The following is a 16,525-nucleotide window of genomic DNA, read 5'->3' as shown; positions in this document are numbered from 1 at the left end:
ACTCAACCAGCGGGTGGGCCCCGCAACCAGCGGGTGGGCTGCTCAACCGGCGGGTGGGATCCCTCAACCAGCGGGTGGGGCCCCTCAACCGGCGGGTGGGCCGCTCAACCAGCCCATCGGTCTAGGGTTCTTCGATTTTGAATCCGATTTTCAACGTGACTTGGAAGTGGGCGATCGTGCCGTCGACGACGTGTCCGCGGGTGTCGGTGACCTCGAACCAGTCGATATTGCGCACCGTCTGACTCGTTCGTGCGATGGCGGTCTTGATGGCGTCGTCGATGCTGGTGGGCGATGACCCGACGATTTCGGTGACGCGGTAGACATTGCTGCTCATGACTTCTCGATTCTTGTTCGTCGGCCGACGGTCGATGAGGCGGATGAGTGCGTCTTCGACGTTACCGAGCCGCGGCGTCGGGCAACGCCGAATCGCGCAGCGGGCCGCGACGTCGTCACATCCCTCCGACCGATCGCTCGGTGGCCGCAAGGGATAAGGTTGGCGTGGATCTAATGCCGTCGGGCGTGGCCACCCCACCGGGTGCTACATCACATTCGGCAGGGGTGTGTGACTCACCACACTGCTGCCGACGCATACTAGGTTCACGCCGTGACACGCGGTACCGATACGTCCGAGTACACACACTTGAGGCCGGGAGAACTCATGACCAATGAGCAGCAAAGCATTATCTATACCCTGACCGATGAGGCGCCGCTGCTGGCGACGCATGCATTCTTGCCGGTCATCCGAGCATTTACCGGGCCCGCCGGCATCGACGTCAAGACCAGCGACATCTCGGTCGCCGCGCGCATCCTGGCGACTTTCCCGGACTTCCTCACCGAAGACCAGCAGGTCCCCGACAACCTCGCCGAACTGGGCCGCCTCACGCAGGACCCGTCGACCAACATCATCAAGCTTCCCAACATCTCCGCATCGGTGCCGCAACTGGTGGCCGCCATCAAGGAACTGCAGAGCAAGGGCTACGCGCTTCCCGACTATCCGTCCGATCCCAAGACCGACGAAGAGCGTGACATCGCCAAGCGGTACTCCACCTGTCTGGGCAGCGCCGTCAACCCCGTTCTGCGCGAGGGTAATTCGGATCGCCGCGCGCCGAAGGCGGTCAAGGAGTACGCCCGCAAGAACCCGCACAGCATGGGCGAGTGGTCGATGGCCTCGCGCAGCCACGTCGCGCATATGCGCCACGGCGACTTCTATCACGGCGAGAAGTCGGTGACCCTCGACCAGGCCCGCGACCTGCGGATGGAACTGGTCACGGCCTCCGGCAAGACCATCGTCCTCAAGGACAGTGTGAAACTCGGCAAGGGCGACGTCGTGGATTCGATGTTCATGTCGCGCAAGGCTCTTCTCGAGTTCTATGAAGAGCAGATCGAGGACGCGCACAAGACCGGAGTGCTGTTCTCCCTGCACGTCAAGGCGACGATGATGAAGGTCTCGCACCCGATCGTCTTCGGCCACGCGGTGCGGACGTTCTACAAGGAAGCGTTCGAGAAGCACCAGGAGCTCTTCGACGAGCTGGGTGTCAACGTCAACAACGGCCTCGTCGACCTGTACGACAAGATCGAGACCCTCCCTGCGTCGAAGCACGACGAGATCATCGAAGACCTGCACAAGTGTCACGAGTACCGCCCCGAGTTGGCGATGGTCGATTCGGCTCGCGGCATCTCCAACTTCCATTCGCCGTCCGACGTCATCGTCGACGCATCGATGCCCGCCATGATCCGGGCCGGCGGCACGATGTACGGCGCCGACGGCCGCCAGAAGGACACCAAGGCGGTCATGCCGGAGTCGACCTTCGCGCGTATCTACCAGGAGATCATCAACTTCTGTAAGACCAACGGCGCCTTCGACCCGCGCACCATGGGCACGGTGCCCAACGTCGGACTGATGGCGCAGAAGGCCGAGGAGTACGGGTCGCACGACAAGACCTTCGAGATTCCCGAAGCCGGCGAGGCGAACTTCGTCGACAACGAGACCGGCGAGATCATCCTCACCCAGAACGTCGAAGAGGGCGACATCTGGCGCATGTGCACCGTCAAGGATGCTCCCATCCGCGACTGGGTGAAACTGGCCGTCACCCGCGCCCGCAACTCGGGGATGCCGGTGCTGTTCTGGCTCGACCCGTACCGCCCCCATGAGAACGAACTCATCAAGAAGGTGCGCGAGTACCTGCCCGAGCACGACACCGAGGGCCTCGACATCCAGATCATGTCGCAGGTGCGTGCGATGCGCTACACGCTCGAGCGTGCGATGCGTGGCCTGGATACCATCGCGGCCACCGGCAACATCCTACGCGACTACCTCACCGACCTGTTCCCGATCCTCGAGCTGGGCACCAGCGCCAAGATGCTGTCCATCGTGCCGCTGATGGCGGGCGGCGGTCTGTACGAGACCGGTGCGGGCGGCTCGGCGCCCAAGCACGTCAAGCAGCTCGTCGAAGAGAACCACCTTCGGTGGGACTCGCTCGGCGAATTCCTCGCTCTCGCAGTGAGTTTGGAAGACCTGGGCATCAAGGCCGACAACGAGCGGGCGAAGATCCTCGCCAAGACGCTCGACGCGGCCACCGGCAAGCTGCTCGACAACCGCAAGAGCCCGTCGCGCAGCACCGGTGAACTCGACAACCGCGGCAGCCAGTTCTATCTCGCCCTGTACTGGGCGCAGGAACTCGCCGCGCAGACCGACGACGCCGAGCTCGCCGCGAAATTCGCTCCGCTCGCCGAGACCCTCGGCGAACAGGAAGAGAAAATCGTCGCCGAGCTCAACGCCGTGCAGGGCGAGTCGGTCGACATCGGCGGCTATTACGCGGCCGACGCCGCCAAGACCGACGCCGTGATGCGTCCGAGTGCGACGTTCAACGAGGCGCTGGCGTCGTTCGTCGACTAACCGCTGAACGCTGCAACCCGCAGTTCCGACACAGAGGCCCAGATCCCACCCCCGAGAGAGGGGGGCGGATCTGGGCCTTTCGGTCGGATGTGCGCGGTACTACTTCACCAGTCCGGCGCTGACCAGCCAGTCATACGCCACGTCCGACGGGTCCTCGCCCTTGATGTCGACGCGGCCGTTGAGATTCTGCATCAGGTCGTCGGTCAATCGGCTGGCGATGTTGCCCATCAGCTCGCGCAGTTGCGGATACTTGCGGATGATCTTGCCCCGGACGACCGTGGTGCCGCTGTAGGGCAGGAAGTACTTCTTGTCGTCGGTGAGCAGGGCCAGGTGAAGATTCTTGATGCGGCCGTCGGTCGTGTAGACCATGCCGAAGTTGCACGGTGAGCTCTTCGCGGTCGACGTATAGACCACGCCGGAATCCATTCGGGTCACATTGCCGCTCGGCACGCCGTCGGGCTTGTTGTAGGGGATGCCGTATTTGTCGAGCATCGGCAGGAAGCCGTCGGAACGGGAGAAGAACTCGTCGTCGACGCAGAAGGTCCGATCGGCGACCGGCAACCTGGCCACGTCGGAAAGTGTGTGCACGCCAAGGCGTTTCGCCGTCCCCGACGCGGCGGCAAACGCGTAGGTGTCGTTGAATCGCGCGGGTGGGAGCCACTCGAGGTCATACTGCTGTTTCTCGATGTCGTGCACTCGCTGCCACAGGTCATGCGGGTCGGCGATCGTCTCGGACTCATTGTGGTAGGTCACCCAGGCGGTGCCGGTGTACTCCCACAGAATGTCGGCGTCGCCGTTGAGTTGTGCTTGGCGTGACGAAGCCGACCCCGGTGCCCCGGTGAGGTCGGTGACGTCGGCGCCCGCCGCGGCGAGGTAGGTCGCGGTGATCTTGCCGAGCAGCACGCTCTCGGTGAAACTCTTCGACGTCACAACCAGTTTCGCGCCGTCGAGCGGACGCGACCCGTCGGGCAGCTCGGCGCTGTGGAACGTGCCCGACGAACTCACCAGACCGCAGCCGGCGAGGGCGGTGAGGGCCGCGCACACGGTGACCAGAATCTTCAGACGCTTCATAGCAGACCTCGCGGGGTAGCGGCGAGTTCGACGAGCCGGCCGAGCCAATCGATGGTCAGCGCGAGCAATCCGACCAAGATGGCGCCGGAGACGAGCAGCTTGGGGAGGAACAGGGTCACCCCGGTGGTGATCAGCGTGCCGAGACTGGTCGCGCCGATGAAGGTACTCAGCGTCGCTGTTCCGACCAGGATCACCAACGCTGTGCGAACCCCGTTCAGGATCACCGGCACGGCGAGCGGAAGTTCCACTTGCACAAGCGTTCTCGCGCCGGAGAAGCCGATCCCGCGGGAGGCTTCGATGACCCGCTGATCCACCTGGGCGAGCCCGACGATGGTGTTCTGCAGGATCGGCAGAATCGCGTACACCACCAGCCCGATGACCGCGGTGTTGAAGCCGGTGCCGAGCCAGAACGTGAACAACACGAGCAAGCCGACCGCCGGCGCCGCCTGCCCGACGTTGGCGATGTTGACCGCGATCGGGTTGAGCCACTTCATCGACGGTCGGGTGAGGAGGATGCCGAGCGGAATCGCGATCACCACCACGATGATCGTCGCGACCAGCGTCAACTCGATGTGCGCCCAGATCGTCGTCCGCAACGTCGACCACGCCAGCGATGCCTCTTCGGTGGCGGTAAACGTCGTCGACTGATACCAGATCACGTATCCGACGCCCAGTACGACGATGATCAGCGGTTCGAACCACACATCGATCGGCAGTCGGCGCAGCCTAGTCATCGGGGCGCTCCGCCTCGTCGTCGGCGAGCACGATGACCGGCATCTCGTCGGTCGAGGTGCCCTCGGAATGCTCGATGTAGGAATCGGTCTCGTCGTCGCGGACCTCGGCGAGCTGGCCGCGGATCACCTCCATGACCGATCTGATGGTCAGCGCCCCCACGACAGCACCGCGGCCGTCGGAGATCAGGGCACCTCCCTGGCTGGTCGCGAGCATCGCGTCGAGGGCGTCGTTGAGCGTCGACGACCGTGCGACGACCGGCAGCCGACGATCGACGAAATCGGAGATCTGCGGTTTCGACGCCGCCTCTTCGAGCGTCGGCCAGGCGCGCGGACGCCCGAGATCGTCGACGACCACGATCCATCGATGACCCGCCCTGCGGGCTCGCGCAACGACTTCCGCTGAATCCTCGCCGACCTGTGCGGTCGTGACGGTGTCGTGCTCGACGTCGCGCACCCGCGACAGCGACAGATGAGCGAGCGTCGCTCCGGATCCGACGAACTCTTCGACGAACGGCGTCGCCGGATTCGCGAGGATCTCCTCCGGGCTCGCGTACTGCTCGACGTGCCCGCCTTCGGACAGGATGAGCACCTTGTCGCCGAGCTTGGTCGCCTCCTCGAAGTCGTGGGTCACGATGACGATCGTCTTGCCGAGTTCGTGTTGGATGGCGATGAGACTGTCTTGCAATCGAACTCGCGTGATCGGGTCGACCGCGCCGAACGGCTCGTCCATGAGCAGGACCGGCGGGTCGGCGGCCAGCGCCCGCGCCACACCGACCCGCTGCTGCTGTCCGCCGGACATGTCTTTGGGCAACCGATCCGCGAACGTCCCCGGGTCCAGTCCGACGAGGTCGAGGAGATACTCGGTGCGCTCGGCGATACGCCGCTTGTCCCATCGCAGAACCCGGGGGATGGCCCCGATGTTCTTCGCCACCGACCAGTGCGGAAAGAGTCCGCCGGACTGGATCACATAGCCGATCGATTGCCGCAGATTGTCGGGATTCTCGCTGGTGACGTCGCGATCGCCGATGTAGATCCGTCCCTGGCTCGGCTCGATGAGCCGGTTGATCATCTTCAGCGTGGTGGTCTTGCCGCACCCGGACGGCCCGACGAAAGCGACGATGTCCCCCGCTTCGATCTGCAGATCCAGCCGTTCGACCGCGGGTTTGGACTGACCCCGATACTGCTTGACGACGCCGTCGAGCCGGATCGACGCACCGGTGACGGTCCGACCCTGCGATTCCGGTGAGGCGAGGCTGGTGCGATCTGTCATGAGAGTCCTTTGGAAATAGTGAAGCGGCCGAGCAGGACGAGCAGGCCGTCGAAGACGAGGGCGATGATCACGATGAGAATCGTTCCGGTGAGCGCCATTTCCAGTGCATTCGCGCCACCGAGGCGGGATAGACCGTTGAATATCAGCGACCCCAGACCAGGTCCCAGAACGTAGGCGACAATTGCCGCAACACCCACGATCATCTGTGTCGACACCCGGATTCCAGTGAGAATGACCGGCCACGCGATCGGCAGTTCCACCGACAGCAGAATGCGCCAGCGCGGCAGTCCGATGCCCTGTGCGGCTTCAATCGTCGACGCCGGAACCGATCGCAATCCGACGATCGCATTACCGATGACGGGCATCGCCGCGAAGAACGCCAGCATCAGGAATGACGGCACCACACCGAGCCCGAAAGGTACGATGAGCAGCGCAAGAAGCGCTAGCGACGGGATCGTGAGGGCAACCCGACTCGTGGTCAGAGTGAGTGCGGAAAACAGCGGAAGCCGATAGACCGCGACCGCGATGATGACGGCGACCACCGTGCCGACGAGTACGGTTTGAAATGCCAGCGAGGCGTGTTGATACGTCAAGAATGTCAGGTTGCCGGCATGCCCCTGGACATAGGTCAACAGTTGCACTCGCGCCCCTCTCTGCAGCCGACCGGGCAATCGAGATCTGGGACCGCCGCGATTCACGTGAGTTGTCGGACAGGAGGGAGTCTAATGGGATTCGGCGCGACATTGTGCGCGAAATGAGTTCGACGGCGTTTGTCGGCGATCGCTGTCTGAACCTCGAAATCACGATTGACATGCGGTTATCCGAAAATATTTGCGATGCAAACAGACTTATTCACGGTGAGTGAAAGTCGATGATTCATTGGGTGTGTTGCGTCGGAATACCGGGGCGATGGCACTGGTTGGTGTTGACATGACTTCCTCGACGTTCGATCCTCGCGACCTCCTCGCACAGGCACGCATCGGAATTCTGGCGACGATCAAATCCTCGGGGATGCCCCAGTTGTCGCCGGTGACACCCTTCTACGATCGCGACTCCGACGTGATCTTGGTGTCCATCGCCGAGGGCCGTGCGAAGACCACGAATCTGCGTCGCGACCCGCGGGCGGCGTTGGAGGTCACCGACTCGACCGGCTACACCTGGGCGACCGCCGAGGGGGAGGCGACCCTGATCGGACCGGGAACCGATCCCGACGGTCCCGAGGTCGATGAGCTCGTCGACTACTACCGCAAGGCCGCGGGCGAGCATCCCGACTGGGCTGACTACCGCCGGGTGATGGTGGCCGACCGGCGAGTGCTGCTGAAGCTGTCGGTCGACCGCGTCTACGGACAGCGGCTGCGCGGCTGAGCCGCCACGAGCTCAGGCGTCAGCGACGGCGCTGAGCGCCGCAAGCACAGTCGCGGCGACGACGTCGGGACCGCCGACAGACTCGACCGACAGTCCACGTTCATCGGCGTGGAGTTCTTCGAGGGCCTCGAACTGCGATTCGACCAGCGCGGCGGGCATGAAATGCTCGGCGCGCAGCGTCACGCGAGTCGTCACCGTCTGGGCGGGCACCGACAGGTGAATGAACGCTGCATCGGGTGCTGCTGCCCGGATGACGTCCCGGTAGATGCGTTTGAGCGCTGAGCACGCGATCACGACGGGTCCGTCATGGGAGGCGAACTGCGCCCCGACGATCTGCAGCCACGGGCGCCGGTCGTCGTCGGTGAGGGCCTTCCCGGATGTCATCTTCGCGATGTTCGACGCCGGGTGAAGGTCGTCGGCGTCGACGAATTCGGCGTCGAGCAGGTGCGCGAGCGCCTGCCCGACCACCGTCTTGCCGGAGCCGCTGACACCCATCACGACGATGTGGGGGGACGCTGTGGCAGAGATCACGCTTCACACAGTACGCCGGCGCGGCGAGAGGACAACGCGCCCACCTGCGCGAGGTGCATAGGCGACGCCGCGCGAGTGCCAGCCTTCGCCGCGCGCGGAAGTGGTGCGAATCGTGTAGTGCCGGAACAGCTCTCGCAGCACGATGTCCATCTCCATGTGTGCGAACGCCGCGCCGATGCACCGCCGGGTTCCGCCGCCGAACGGCAGCCACGCTTGGCTCGGCGGCGACCCGACGAACCGCTGCGGATCGAAGCGCTCGGGTCGCGTGAACTGACGGGAGTCGTCGTGCAGTAGCGAGATCGCCACGACGACGTTGTAGCCCTTGGGAATTCGGTACGGTCCGAGTTCCAGTTCGGTGGCCACGACATGCCTGCCGAACAGGTCGATCACCGGGCGGCTGCGCTGCACCTCTTGAATGGTCGCGGTACGCAGGGTGTTCTCGTCGGTGTCCGCCTCGGCGACCAGATCGGCGAGAATCTTCGGGTGGCGGCTCAACCGCTCGACGGCCCACGCCAGTGTGGTCGCGGTGGTCTCGTGCCCCGCGGCGAGCAGAGTCAGCAGCTCGTCGGCGATCTCGGAGTCGGTCATCGCCGTTCCGTCGTCGTAGCGGCTCTGCAGCATCAGTGCGAGGATGTCGTCGCGTTCGGCGAGGTGGGAGTCCGAGCGCGCGTGAGTGATGATCCGGCCGATCACGGCGTCGTATTCGGCGCGCTTCGCACTGAACCGGAGGTGAGGGTTAAATCGCCCGCCGAGGTTCGGCAGGTCGGGGAATTTGGTTGCGCGCGAACCGTTCTCGACCAACGCGGGCATAATCCGGCGCAGATCGTCGAGTTGCTGATCATCGACGCCGAAGGCGACACGCAAGATCACGTTGAGCGTGATCCGCATCATCGGGTCGAGGGTCGCGAATCCACGTCCCATCGGCCAGGTGGCCGATTCGGCGGCGAACTCTTCTTCGACGATCGCCTCGTAACCCTTGATTCGTTTGCCGTGCAACGGGGGAGTGAGTAGTTTGCGGCGTCGACGGTGGTCGGTGCCCTCCAGAGCGAAGATCGACCCGCGACCCAGGATGCGACCCAGGTTGGGTTTGACGTTCGCCGCGACGTCGGTCGTGGTCTGGCAGAGCTGTTTGGCCAGGACCGGATCGCTGATCAGTACCGTGTCGCCGAAGACGGGGATGCGCAGCGTGGTCGCGGATCCGTATCGGTGCGACAACCACTGGAGTGTGCGTCGCCGATCGGCGACGAATCCGATTCCCTGCACGACGGTCGGTAGCCGGGTGGCGGGAGGCAACAGGGCGCCGGAGTCGCCGAGTGCGATGGGAGCGGGGACGTCGAGGCTGGTCGCGGTCATTCGGTGCCACCTTCAGCGATCTGGTACGGGTATGTACCACCTGACGGTACGACGATGTACCACGTTTGCCAAGAGGCGTGGCCGTACAGTATCCGTGTGCCCGACGACGCCCCCTCCGCCCCGGCGCTCGCCGTCGGCGTGCGCGAGCGACTGCTCGACGCCATGGGGCAATGTCTGACCGAGCGCGGCTACGCGGCGACGACGGTCGCCGACGTGGTGCGGACCGCACGAACCTCGCGACGATCCTTCTACCAGGAATTCGCGGATAAGCAGGAATGCTTCGTCGAGTTGCTCAGGCATGCCAACGACGAGTTGATCGCGTCGATCGGTGCCGGCGTCGACCCGGACGTCGGGTGGCAGACCCAGGTGCGGCAGGCGGTCCGCGCCTACATCGACTCGTGTGAACGTCATCCCGAGACGACGCGAAGCTGGATCCGTGAGCTGCCCGCACTCGGTCAGTCCGCGCGCGCGGTGCAGGTGGCCTCGATCGAATCGTTCACCGAACTGCTCGCGCGACTCACGAGTTCACAGCAGATGCGCGACGCCGGAATCTCGCCCATGTCCGCCGAGATCGCATTGATCGTGTGGGCCGGTATCCGCGAACTCGCGGCGTCGGCGCTCGAACACGGGCGGCCGCTGCGAACGATCGAAGAGCCCGCGGTGGCGGCGTGTATCGCGCTGCTGGGTGTCTCCCAGCCGTCAGTGAGTTAGTCTGTCGGGAGCGCTACTCGCATAGCCACCCGAGCCGTACGGACACCCGCGAGGTCCCCGAATGGCATCCGAGGGCAAGGTCCACTGGATCTGCGACACCTACCGGCCGGTCACCAAGTCGGGCGACGTGAACGCGGGACATGTTGCACCGCATAGTGATTGGGATGGCGCCATGACTGAGAACTTCGCCGCGAAGCGTGCCGCACGCCGATACGCGCGCGAGCACCACCTTTCGTATCGACAGGCGCTCGCCGCGCTCGGCGCTGAACGGGCCGTCGCAGCCCGATTCGTTCACCACGCGGAGCGAATTCTGATCGAGGCCGTCGAGGGCTGCGGCATCACGCATTGGTGCACCGTCGAATCTTGGGACGGATCGTCGTCGACGACGATCACCGATCTCGGCGGTGAACAGTTCACCCTGTCTCTCGACGATGTCGCGTCGGCGGCGGCCACCCACTTCGGCGCGGGCGCGACACCGTCGCCGCTGGACATCGACAGCTATCTCGCCGACGAGATCGTGCAGACGTTGCTGTTCGGCGGAATCATCTACCGGCCCCAGGTGCGGCGACGACGCGTGGCGTAGGGACGACGCAGGCTGACGGGGCCGAGCCGAAGGCAGGAAAATGTGTGTTTGACCGCCGAACCGCTGCCGACGCCGTATCGAGCGATGAATCCAGGCTCAATCAGCGAGATGGCCGACATCGGTGACTCCAGGCGTCGGTCAGTCTGCGACGAGCATGACTCCGCCTCCCGCGAATCCCAACTCGCGTTGGCGTCGAATCACGTAGCGCCCCGGGGCGATCCCGCTTGCACCGTGTTCGGGATGGATCAGATAGGCCGCGGCGCTGTTCGCCACAATGCCCAGGGCGAGGCCGCGTAGGTCGACGACCCCGGTCGTCCAGGTGCAGGTACCTGGATCGGCGACGAGCGTGTGCGGGTTGCCGCCGGCAGCGCTGCGCAGGACTTCGATACCGGTCGGGCCGACATCGCGGGTGGTCGAAAACCACCCGGGAGGGGCGTAGCCCATCGAGCCTGGTTCGGGGTGCCGTTCGGTCACCTCGCGCGCGAGCATCTCGCTCGGCACGACGATCAGGTCGCCTTGGGCCTGCGGTTGGTCGGTGACCGGGATGGTGATGCTGCGTTCGAGGTAGTCGAATATCTCGATGCCGGTTCGGGTGATCAGTGCGTCGAGGGTGAGAGCGTTGGCATTCATGTGAATCTCCTTGGTGAGTAACGAGTTACGTGCGCCGCGCGAGTCGCGTATAGTCCCGGCCGGCCACGCCGTAGGTCCAGCCGGCGGCGTCGAGTGCCGACGTGAAGTGACTCGGCACCGCCAGCCCGTAGCGGCGTCGAGTGCCGTCGCGTTCGAGTGATCCGTTGGCGGTCAGCAGGATTCGTCCGCGACCGGTCCAGCCGCGAGGCGTCGCATAGAGCTCCAGGGACTGTCCGACGTTGCCGGGATCGTCGGCGCGATCGACGAGACGCAGTCGGGCTGAGCGGACGAAGGTGTCCCAGCCGATCCGTTCGATGGCGCAGCGCCGGATCTCCGCGTTGCGTTCGGTGCTGATGCGGCCGACCGAAGGATCACAGATGACCCAGTCTGGGACAGCCGTGCCGTGGAGAACGAAAGTGCCTGTGCCGTCGGAGAATTGGACTGCGGGTTCGGTTGAGTGGTGCATCCGGAGTTCGCCGTTGGCAGCGTTCGGAGTCGGCTCGGTGTGCAGTGTGGTCGGGCGTTCGGACATGACGCAGACGTCGTCGGTCACCCACCACCAACCGGTGGAACGCGCGAGCTCACCTTGTAGATCCAGGATTCGATTCTCCCGCTCGGTGCAGGTGACAAGCCGAAGCTGTTGCAGCGCAGCGAAATACGCTAGGTGGTGAGCTTCCTGCTGGCCGTACCAGGTGACGAGTCCGGGCATGGGTCCGACGAGCTGCCGAATGGCGACGGCCACCCCGTCGACGAGGCTGGTGCGCAGCGGTTGTGCAATGGTGGCAGCCGCCGAGTCGAGCCGTGACTGCACCGACGGAGCGGCGACCCGGCGTTGCTTGGTCCGCTCGATGATTTCCCGCCGGGATCCGGTGATGAGCGCCGCGATCGTCGACGCCGCGTTCTGGTAGTCGTGCGTCGCGTCGAAGGAAAGCCCTTCTGCGGCAAGGTATTTTGCTCCAGCTGCAGGGGACGGTACCCAGTGGAACCGGGGCGTTGGCAGATCGGCGAGCGTGAACAGTTCGGCCACGGCCGACTCGGCGGCGTGGCGATCTGAGGGTTCAACGCGTAGCCCGTGCGCCAACCAATCGTCGCGGATTGCGACGAGAGAAGGGGTGAGTTCGAAATTCGGTGACGGCGTGGTCCTGCGAGCAGGCACGCGACGGGCGCTCATGCGCGGGAGGCGGAGTCCGCCTTTCGATCATTGAAAACGGTGAACATAGTGAACGAGGATGGCACGCGAACGGGGACAACGCAAGGGCCGATCGTGCTTGGATGGTCGGTGCACACGTCTTCACGTGTAGAACCGAAGCTCGACGCCGCGGCGTCGACGACCCCAGGGAGTTGATCGCACATGAGCGCACCGAATGACTGGAATGCCCAGATAATCAACGAGTTTCGGGAGCATGAGGGGCGGGTCGGCGGCCCCTTCGAAGGTGCCCCGATGGTGCTGGTACACCATGTCGGGCGAAAGTCGGGCAAGCAGACGGTTTCGCCGATGATGTACCTGCTCGATGCCGACGATCCGGCCCTCATCTACGTGTTCGCATCGAAGGCCGGCGCGCCGACCAACCCCGCCTGGTACTACAACCTCACCGCCGCGGGCAAGGCAACGGTGGAGGTCGGCACCGAGACCTACGACGTCACGGTCACCGAGGTGACCGGTGCCGACCGGGACCGCATCTATGCGATTCAGGCGAGTCGCTACCCCGGTTTCGCCGAATACGAGACGAAGACCGAAGGCATCCGGGTGATTCCCGTGCTCGCGCTGCGTCGGGCATAGTCGGGTTTCGCAGTCTGCTGGTTGAGGCGGGCCGGAGCAGCCCCACCCGCTGGTTGAGCCGGGCCAGAGCGTTAGCGAAGGCCCGTGTCGAAACCTCTCAGCCACAACGACTTTCGACGGTCGCGCCAATGTCGGCGATGACACCCGGCAAGTGAGGCGTGTGCACCCTTCGGATGCACGCGCCTCAATGTTCGATTCCATCACAGCTCGACACGTGCGCTACCATCAAATGCATTGTGGTACAGGGGTTTCGACACGCTCGTCGCTAGCGCCCTGGCCCGGCTCAACCAGCAGATGGAGTGGCCCCGACCGGTGAAACCCGGCTCAACCAGCGGGGGAGGCTCGTCGAGCCCGGCTCAACCAGCGGATTAGGTCGCGTCGGGCCCGGCTCAACCAGCGGGTGAGGCACGTCTCGGCTCACTCAGGGGGCTCGAGGGCGACGCGGTAACCTACGAACGCGAGCCATTCGCGTGCCCGGCCGCGTTTGCGCTCGTTGGTCAGCAGGTAATAGGCGAAGCGTTCGTCCGGGCGATCGAAGAGCACGTCCTTGAAGCGGCGGAATGCGCCCCTGCCGGTTATCGCGCGATCGAGTTGTGCGGCGAGGTCGGCGTCGGTGAGCGACGAGATGAAGATCTCCATGTCGCGGTAGCTCTCCCGGGATCCGAGTGAGCCGACGAACAGCCAGTCATCGCTCTCGAAATCTGGCAGCTCGTCGTCGGAGTAGTAGCTCGGGTCGCCGTGCCACAGCAGTCCGTTGGTCACATTGAGGCGCCCGCCCTCACCGCGCCCGTCTTCAAGCGCGGCGGACAATTCTTCGAGATCAACCCTGGCTGTCGGCAACGTCGGGGCCGGTCCGACGCCGAGCGCCGAGTTGACTGCGGTGGACAACTCGTCGTCACCTGCCCAGCGTCGGGCGTTGAGAGTCTTCACCAGGCGGGTCGCCAACTCATGCGCCGCCGGGATATTCGCGTCCAGCGCGCGAAGCACCGCCTCGCCGATGAGTTGGGCGATGTCATGAAGTGACCGGTCGGACAGCAATTCGACGAGTCTCGCCGGATCGGTGCGGGCCGCGACGCGCATTTCGGTGAACGACTCGTCGTCCCAGGGCTCGCCCGCGGGCTCGGCGACGGCGGCGGAGATCCACTGCGCCACATCCTCGCGCGCTTGGTAGGCCACCGATGTGGGATGGCTGGTGAACCCATGCGGCGCCAGCGGATAGATGCGCAGGTCCACGTCGTTGTGCGCCGCGGACAGGCGCGACGCCATCGCCATATTGTCCTCGAGGAGGACGTCGTCGGCACCGACGACGAGCAGCGTCGGCGGCAGGCCGGTCAGGTCGGCGAAGACGGGAGAGATGTCAGGAAGTGTCCGGTCTTCGGCGTCGGCTAGGTACGCGCTGAGGAAGTACTCGTCGGCGATGCGCCGGCCCGCGGGAGTGCTGCCGCTGAGGTCGTAGGTGCCGAATCGCAGGACGGCACCGGCGAATTCGTCGACGAGGCCGCGATCGCGCAGGCGAAGAAGGGTCGTCAGCGCGAGTGTGGCCCCTGCCGAGGTGCCGCCGACGACGAGTCGATCGGTGCCGAACCGTTCGGCGGCCGAGTCGATCAGCCAGAGCGCCGCTGTCTCACAGTCCTCGGGTGCCGCGGGCCACGGTGATTCGGGTGCGAGCCGGTAGTCAACGCTCACGACTGCGACACCCGCGGTGCCTGCCAGTTCCCGATTCACCGAGTCATGTCGGCCGTCGGAACTCAGATAGAAACCGCCGCCGGGGATGTCGAGGACCACGCCCAGTGGCGGGAGGTCCGGAGTGAAGATCCGTACCGGAACAGTTCGGCCGTCGTACTCGGCGGTCTCGGTGACCGCCCGCGCATCACGCTTGTATGCTTGCCTAGCTGCGCGGACTTCGCGCAGTTCGTCCAGCGATGCCGGTCCGGCGCCGGGTTGCTTGGTGTCGTAGTAGGCGCGGGTGTGATCGAGCATGTCCTCGGGAAACGCTTCCAACAGCTGCGTGAGCGAAAAGTGCACTAATCTTCCTCGACGATGAATGAGCGCGGGCACCGTCAGTCTAGGCTCGCCGAATACTCTTCGGGCGCCTACACCGCTGGGTGGGCCTGGGCCACTGCGCTGATTGAGCCTGGCGACTCCCGCTCGTTGAGCCGGGCGGCTCCGCTGGTTGAGCCGGGCCGGAGCGTTAGCGAAGGCCCGTGTCGAAACCACGCACGCCGACGATGTCAGCGCACCAAACACCTTGCAGCAGTTGGCATCTCGTCTCACGATGGTTTCGACACGGGCGCGTCTCGCTGCGCTCGTCGGGCCCGGCTCAACCAGCGGAGGAGCGGCTCGCTGCGCTCGCTCAGCACGGCGCGTCGGGCCCGGCTCAACCAGCGGATGGGGGGAGGCTCGTCGGGCCCGGCTCAACCAGCAGAGGCGGCCCGGCTCAACCACCGGGGAGGCCCGGCTCAACTGGCGGAGTGCGGGAGCTTGTCCAAGGTCGATTGTGTCGCACCGGATTCGATGAGTGTCGCGCGGGTGTCGGCGAGCCACGTCTCGGCCCACTGGTGATTCAGTCCGGCGAGCAGTCGGTATTGCTCGCGCCATGCGGCGCGGCGATAGTCGTCGTCCTCGGGCGAGTGATGACGAGCGGCGACGCGCTCGGCGATCGACGCCGCGACCCAGGACGTGAACACATCCCGGTCGGTGGTGTGTCGATCGTCGAGCACCGCCCCCCGTTCGCGGGTTCCGACGTGCCACCCGTCCGCCGCGTGCCAACAGGCCGCTGAGCCGTCGTCGCGTGAAAACCCCAGCGTCGGAACGTCGTCCGGCGTGGCGCCCAGGCGAGCGGCGACGTCGTCGATGGCGGCTCGCAGCGCGGCGTCGAACACGTCTTCACCCATAAGTGACCTCCTACGGATACACGGCCTTCAGATACTTGGCGCAACTCAGCCACTCTACGTTCAGTTTCGTGCCGCAGTCCGCCGAAGCCGGATCGATGAGCACCGGCGATGCCTGGAATTGTGTGGCGCCGCCCCGTTGGCCGAACCACGGGGCGATGGGACCGCGGTACACCTTCATCGGTTTGATGACTTCATAGATGTGATAGTTGCACGATTCGACATTGCTGAGATTGGCGGGCGGCAATGCGCGCGAAGTGTAACTTGCACCTTCGGGCGCGAAGAAATTGCCCGTTTCGCCGCCGTATCGGTCGATTCGAGTGCCGACTTTCAGAGTCGAAATCCGCTTTACCGCGTGACCGTTGACGATCTTGAATCCGTCCTGAGCGGGCCATTTCCACGTCTCTGGTTTCTCGTTCGGATTCCACCAGGTTTCGAGAAAGGTGTCGGCATCTTTGGACCCGCCGAGTCGGTCGTAGCCGGCGACCTGCGGGCCGACCGGAGCTGCGGTGGCCAGTATCTTCGCACCCATTCGCCAGTCACCGGCCTTGTACAAGTCCGTCGAGCAGCCATGTTGCAGGGGACTGATGATTCCACCGAGGCTGCCGAAGTCGAGTGACGGTGGTGCGGCTGAAGCTATCGAACTGCCGCCGAAGAATGCGACCACGACGGAGAACAGGACAAGGACCGAGCGACGGTTCATACCCGCG

At 64.9% G+C, this 16,525-nt stretch carries 17 protein-coding genes and 1 pseudogene; 5 read left to right on the top strand and 13 right to left on the bottom strand.

Annotation, left to right across the window (positions count from 1 at the left end; all coding sequences use genetic code 11):
• Positions 1-121 precede the first annotated feature (121 nt).
• On the bottom strand, positions 122-334 hold the full coding sequence (locus HH308_RS19030) for a dodecin (protein ID WP_170195812.1): 213 nt from the start codon (positions 332-334) through the stop codon (positions 122-124).
• A 324-nt stretch (positions 335-658) separates the two neighbouring features.
• Between HH308_RS19030 and HH308_RS19025 the strand changes: the two genes are divergently transcribed.
• Positions 659-2,896 (top strand): NADP-dependent isocitrate dehydrogenase, encoded by a 2,238-nt coding sequence (locus HH308_RS19025; protein ID WP_170195811.1) that lies wholly within the window; start codon positions 659-661, stop codon positions 2,894-2,896.
• A 99-nt stretch (positions 2,897-2,995) separates the two neighbouring features.
• Here HH308_RS19025 and HH308_RS19020 read toward each other — a convergent pair whose 3' ends face one another.
• The 4 genes from HH308_RS19020 to HH308_RS19005 are packed head-to-tail and all read right to left on the bottom strand — an operon-like array spanning position 2,996 to position 6,612.
• Positions 2,996-3,967 (bottom strand): glycine betaine ABC transporter substrate-binding protein, encoded by a 972-nt coding sequence (locus tag HH308_RS19020; RefSeq protein WP_170195810.1) that lies wholly within the window; start codon positions 3,965-3,967, stop codon positions 2,996-2,998.
• On the bottom strand, positions 3,964-4,701 hold the full coding sequence (locus HH308_RS19015) for an ABC transporter permease (RefSeq protein WP_211188611.1): 738 nt from the start codon (positions 4,699-4,701) through the stop codon (positions 3,964-3,966). The genes HH308_RS19020 and HH308_RS19015 overlap by 4 nt, the downstream gene beginning before the upstream one ends.
• Positions 4,694-5,971, bottom strand: coding sequence for an ATP-binding cassette domain-containing protein (locus HH308_RS19010; protein WP_170195809.1), 1,278 nt, complete (start codon positions 5,969-5,971; stop codon positions 4,694-4,696). The genes HH308_RS19015 and HH308_RS19010 overlap by 8 nt, the downstream gene beginning before the upstream one ends.
• Positions 5,968-6,612: an ABC transporter permease gene (locus tag HH308_RS19005; protein WP_170195808.1), complete on the bottom strand. Its 645-nt coding sequence runs from the start codon at positions 6,610-6,612 to the stop codon at positions 5,968-5,970. The genes HH308_RS19010 and HH308_RS19005 overlap by 4 nt, the downstream gene beginning before the upstream one ends.
• A gap of 289 nt (positions 6,613-6,901) precedes the next feature.
• Here HH308_RS19005 and HH308_RS19000 point away from each other — a divergent pair, with 289 nt between their 5' ends.
• Positions 6,902-7,336: a PPOX class F420-dependent oxidoreductase gene (locus HH308_RS19000; RefSeq protein WP_170195807.1), complete on the top strand. Its 435-nt coding sequence runs from the start codon at positions 6,902-6,904 to the stop codon at positions 7,334-7,336.
• Between the two features lie 12 nt (positions 7,337-7,348).
• On the opposite strand, the gene HH308_RS18995 is transcribed toward HH308_RS19000, so the two are convergent.
• Both HH308_RS18995 and HH308_RS18990 read right to left on the bottom strand, forming a co-directional pair.
• Complete coding sequence (locus HH308_RS18995) at positions 7,349-7,831, bottom strand: gluconokinase (protein ID WP_170195820.1); 483 nt, start codon at positions 7,829-7,831, stop codon at positions 7,349-7,351.
• A 39-nt stretch (positions 7,832-7,870) separates the two neighbouring features.
• Positions 7,871-9,220, bottom strand: a complete 1,350-nt coding sequence (locus tag HH308_RS18990; protein WP_170195806.1) for a cytochrome P450 — start codon at positions 9,218-9,220, stop codon at positions 7,871-7,873.
• A 96-nt stretch (positions 9,221-9,316) separates the two neighbouring features.
• On the opposite strand from HH308_RS18990, the gene HH308_RS18985 reads away from it, so the two are divergent.
• Both HH308_RS18985 and HH308_RS18980 read left to right on the top strand, forming a co-directional pair.
• On the top strand, positions 9,317-9,931 hold the full coding sequence (locus HH308_RS18985) for a TetR/AcrR family transcriptional regulator (protein WP_312870710.1): 615 nt from the start codon (positions 9,317-9,319) through the stop codon (positions 9,929-9,931).
• 61 nt (positions 9,932-9,992) lie between these two features.
• On the top strand, positions 9,993-10,514 hold the full coding sequence (locus HH308_RS18980) for a hypothetical protein (RefSeq protein WP_246284702.1): 522 nt from the start codon (positions 9,993-9,995) through the stop codon (positions 10,512-10,514).
• Between the two features lie 138 nt (positions 10,515-10,652).
• On the opposite strand, the gene HH308_RS18975 is transcribed toward HH308_RS18980, so the two are convergent.
• Together HH308_RS18975 and HH308_RS29915 are read right to left on the bottom strand one after the other, a co-directional pair.
• Positions 10,653-11,144: a DUF8820 family protein gene (locus tag HH308_RS18975; RefSeq protein WP_170195804.1), complete on the bottom strand. Its 492-nt coding sequence runs from the start codon at positions 11,142-11,144 to the stop codon at positions 10,653-10,655.
• Positions 11,145-11,169: 25 nt separating this feature from the next.
• On the bottom strand, positions 11,170-12,300 hold the full coding sequence (locus tag HH308_RS29915) for a DUF6745 domain-containing protein (RefSeq protein WP_312870709.1): 1,131 nt from the start codon (positions 12,298-12,300) through the stop codon (positions 11,170-11,172).
• 195 nt (positions 12,301-12,495) lie between these two features.
• Here HH308_RS29915 and HH308_RS18965 point away from each other — a divergent pair, with 195 nt between their 5' ends.
• Positions 12,496-12,924, top strand: coding sequence for a nitroreductase family deazaflavin-dependent oxidoreductase (locus HH308_RS18965; RefSeq protein WP_170195803.1), 429 nt, complete (start codon positions 12,496-12,498; stop codon positions 12,922-12,924).
• A gap of 417 nt (positions 12,925-13,341) precedes the next feature.
• Here HH308_RS18965 and HH308_RS30250 read toward each other — a convergent pair whose 3' ends face one another.
• The 4 genes and pseudogenes from HH308_RS30250 to HH308_RS18950 form a co-directional block, all read right to left on the bottom strand.
• Positions 13,342-14,004, bottom strand: a complete 663-nt coding sequence (locus HH308_RS30250) for a UPF0158 family protein (protein WP_281362994.1) — start codon at positions 14,002-14,004, stop codon at positions 13,342-13,344.
• Positions 14,005-14,040: 36 nt separating this feature from the next.
• Positions 14,041-14,949, bottom strand: a pseudogene (locus tag HH308_RS29905) (alpha/beta hydrolase); the annotation flags it as partial.
• Between the two features lie 434 nt (positions 14,950-15,383).
• On the bottom strand, positions 15,384-15,818 hold the full coding sequence (locus HH308_RS18955) for an Imm63 family immunity protein (protein WP_170195801.1): 435 nt from the start codon (positions 15,816-15,818) through the stop codon (positions 15,384-15,386).
• Between the two features lie 10 nt (positions 15,819-15,828).
• Positions 15,829-16,371 (bottom strand): TNT domain-containing protein, encoded by a 543-nt coding sequence (locus HH308_RS18950; protein ID WP_246284700.1) that lies wholly within the window; start codon positions 16,369-16,371, stop codon positions 15,829-15,831.
• Positions 16,372-16,525: the final 154 nt, after the last annotated feature.

Origin of the sequence: Gordonia asplenii, from assembly GCF_012933505.1 — a bacterium.
GTDB lineage: Bacteria > Actinomycetota > Actinomycetes > Mycobacteriales > Mycobacteriaceae > Gordonia > Gordonia asplenii.
Note: the sequence above shows the minus strand (reverse complement) of the source record. Positions and strands in the feature narration are given on the sequence as shown.